This is a genomic window from Bartonella vinsonii subsp. vinsonii (genome assembly GCF_902825235.1).
Taxonomy (GTDB): domain Bacteria; phylum Pseudomonadota; class Alphaproteobacteria; order Rhizobiales; family Rhizobiaceae; genus Bartonella; species Bartonella vinsonii.
In genome coordinates, this window is record NZ_CADEAJ010000030.1 from 1 (window position 1) to 2,503 (window position 2,503).

Sequence of the window (2,503 nt, forward strand, 5' to 3'; positions counted from 1 at the left end):
ACCCCCGTTATCTCTGCAAAAAAATATGAATTAACAACTGAAAACTTCACTTTTGAAGGAATTACTTTGCACCGCATTCGGGCTTTAAGGGATTTCGATGATGTAAAGGCGGGTGACCTTGGGGGCTTTATTGAAAATGAAGAGAACCTTTCTCATGATGGCAATTGCTGGGTTTATGACAATGCTGCGGTTTTTTTGAATGCCAAGCTTTATGAGAATGCTAAAATTTATCAAGAATCTAAAGTTTTTAGACAAGCCAAGGTTTATGGAAATGCTACTATAAATGGAAAGGCATGGGTTTTTGGTAATGATGCTTGCATTTATGAGAATGCTAAAATCTATGATGATACGAAAATCGCTGGGCAAGTTTTTGGTAATGCCGTGGTTTGCAATAAAGCTATTATTACTGATGGTGCAAAAATTTATGACAATGCTAGGGTCTATGATAATGCCCATGTTTGTGGCTATGTTTATGGCAATGCACAAATCTATGGTAAATCACGTATTCATGTCTATGCTTCTGTTTATGACAATGCGCATGTTTTTTGCAATGCATGGATTAAGGATTATGCAAGCGTCTATGGAAATGCAAAGGTCTCTGGCTCGGCGCGCGTTGGTTGCTTCTCAAGAATTTATGATAATGCAAAGGTTTATGGAAAATCAAATATCGATCATCATGTAAAAATTTATGGCAACGCCGTGGTTAATAGCCATATAAAAATTCGTGATGATATTTGTGGTGATGATCAATCCATAAAAGACGCTGCGTAAATAAACGCGCGGGCGCGGCGGGGGCGCCTGCTTTCCAAACCCTTTCATTCAAAATTTATTAATTATTTAGAATAGGAGTAAACCTATGACCGCTATAACTGCATCCAAAATTGTATCCAAAAAATATGAAATCACAAATGAAACCCGTGTATTGGGTGATCACACACTTTATCGTATTAAAGCATTAAAAGACTTTGGTGATATTAAAGCTGGTGACCTTGGTGGCTTTATTGAAGATGAAAGCAACCTCTCTCATGATGGTGATTGCTGGGTTGGTGATGATGCTACTGTTTTAAAACCTGGTCGTGTTTTTGAAAACGCTAGGGTTTATGGCAATGCCTCTGTGGGTGGCTTTGTTTATGGAAATGCCAAGGTTTATGATTTTGCCAAGGTTTTTGCCAATGCGCATGTTTATGATAACGCGCGGGTTTTTGATAGTGCAAAAATCATAAGTAATGTTCATATTTATGAAAATGCAAGTGCCTATGGCATGGCTGTTGTTACTAAAAATGCTTATGGCAATACAAGAGAAAATGTTTATACAGAGCGTCTCTCTCCTTATGGTGAAATTTCATTTGTGATGTGCCATCTGTAAAAAAGCAACGTAAATGAAAGGCGCGGCGGGGGCGCCCCCCTCTAACTTTCATTAAAATTTAATCATTATTTAAATTAGGGATAAAACCTATGACCACTATAACTGCATCTAAAATTGTATCCAAAAAATATGAACTCACAAATGAAACGCGTGTCTTTGGTAATCGTACCCTTTATCGCATTAAAGCTTTAAGAGATTTTGATGATATTAAAGCCGGTCAATTGGGGGGGGTATCGAAGATGAGAGTAATCTCTCTCATGATGGCAATTGCTGGGTTGCTGATAATGCATATGTTTTAAAGCCTGGTCGTGTTTTTGAAAACGCAAGGGTTTATGACAATGCTGCTATCGGTGGTTTGGTTTATGGCAATGCCCATGTTTGTGATAAAACCCGCATTTATTTGAATGCCCATGTTTGTGGTAATGCTCATATTTCAAATAAAGCATGGGTTTTTCATAATGCTATAGTTTATGGCAATGCTAGGGTATTAGGTTCTGCTCGTATTAAAGAAAGAGCACAAATTTATGATAATGCCGTTGTTAATGGAGCAGCAAAAATTTATGGCAAGGTTTATGGCAATGCTAGCGTGGGGTGTCATACTGAGGTTCATGGTTCTGTTTATGGCAATGCTAGGGTCTCTGGTTATTTCTTGATTAGAGGTAGGGTCTATGGCAATGCAAGATTAAAAAGACGTAGCGATTTATGTTGGGTTAGCAAAAATTATGAAGTTTATGAAGGCGATAACGTTGTAAAAATTGTTGAAAATGAAGCAGCATAAATAACGGCGCGGGGGGCGCCTGCTTTCCAAATTCTTTCATTCAAATTTTAGCAATTATTTAGATTGGGTTTTCTCATGACTAGTACAGTTGTAACTAAAAAATATGAATTTATAAATGAAACGCGTCTCTTTGCTAATCGTACCCTTTATCGCATTAAAGCTTTAAGAAACTTTTCTGATGTCAAGGCGGGTCAATTGGGTGGTTTTATCGAAAATGAAAATAACCTCTCTCATGATGGCAATTGCTGGGTTTATGATAATGCTCTGGTTTTAAACCCTGCTCATGTTTCTCAAGATGCCAAGGTTTTTAATAACTCTGTTATCGCTGGTTTTGTTTATGGAAAGGCATGCGTTTTTGG

2 protein-coding genes and 2 pseudogenes are annotated in these 2,503 nt (G+C 37.6%); all 4 read left to right on the forward strand.

The annotated features are described in order from the left end of the window. Positions 1-9: 9 nt before the first annotated feature. Entirely contained in the window at positions 10-771 is a 762-nt protein-coding gene (locus J7R12_RS08510; RefSeq protein ID WP_208439059.1) for a hypothetical protein, read from the forward strand. Between the two features lie 85 nt (positions 772-856). Next, on the forward strand, positions 857-1,366 hold the full coding sequence (locus tag J7R12_RS08515) for a hypothetical protein (protein WP_126603201.1): 510 nt from the start codon (positions 857-859) through the stop codon (positions 1,364-1,366). Between the two features lie 89 nt (positions 1,367-1,455). Continuing rightward, positions 1,456-2,144, forward strand: a pseudogene (locus J7R12_RS08520) (hypothetical protein). Positions 2,145-2,219: 75 nt separating this feature from the next. Further along, positions 2,220-2,503: pseudogene (locus J7R12_RS08525) on the forward strand (hypothetical protein); the annotation flags it as partial.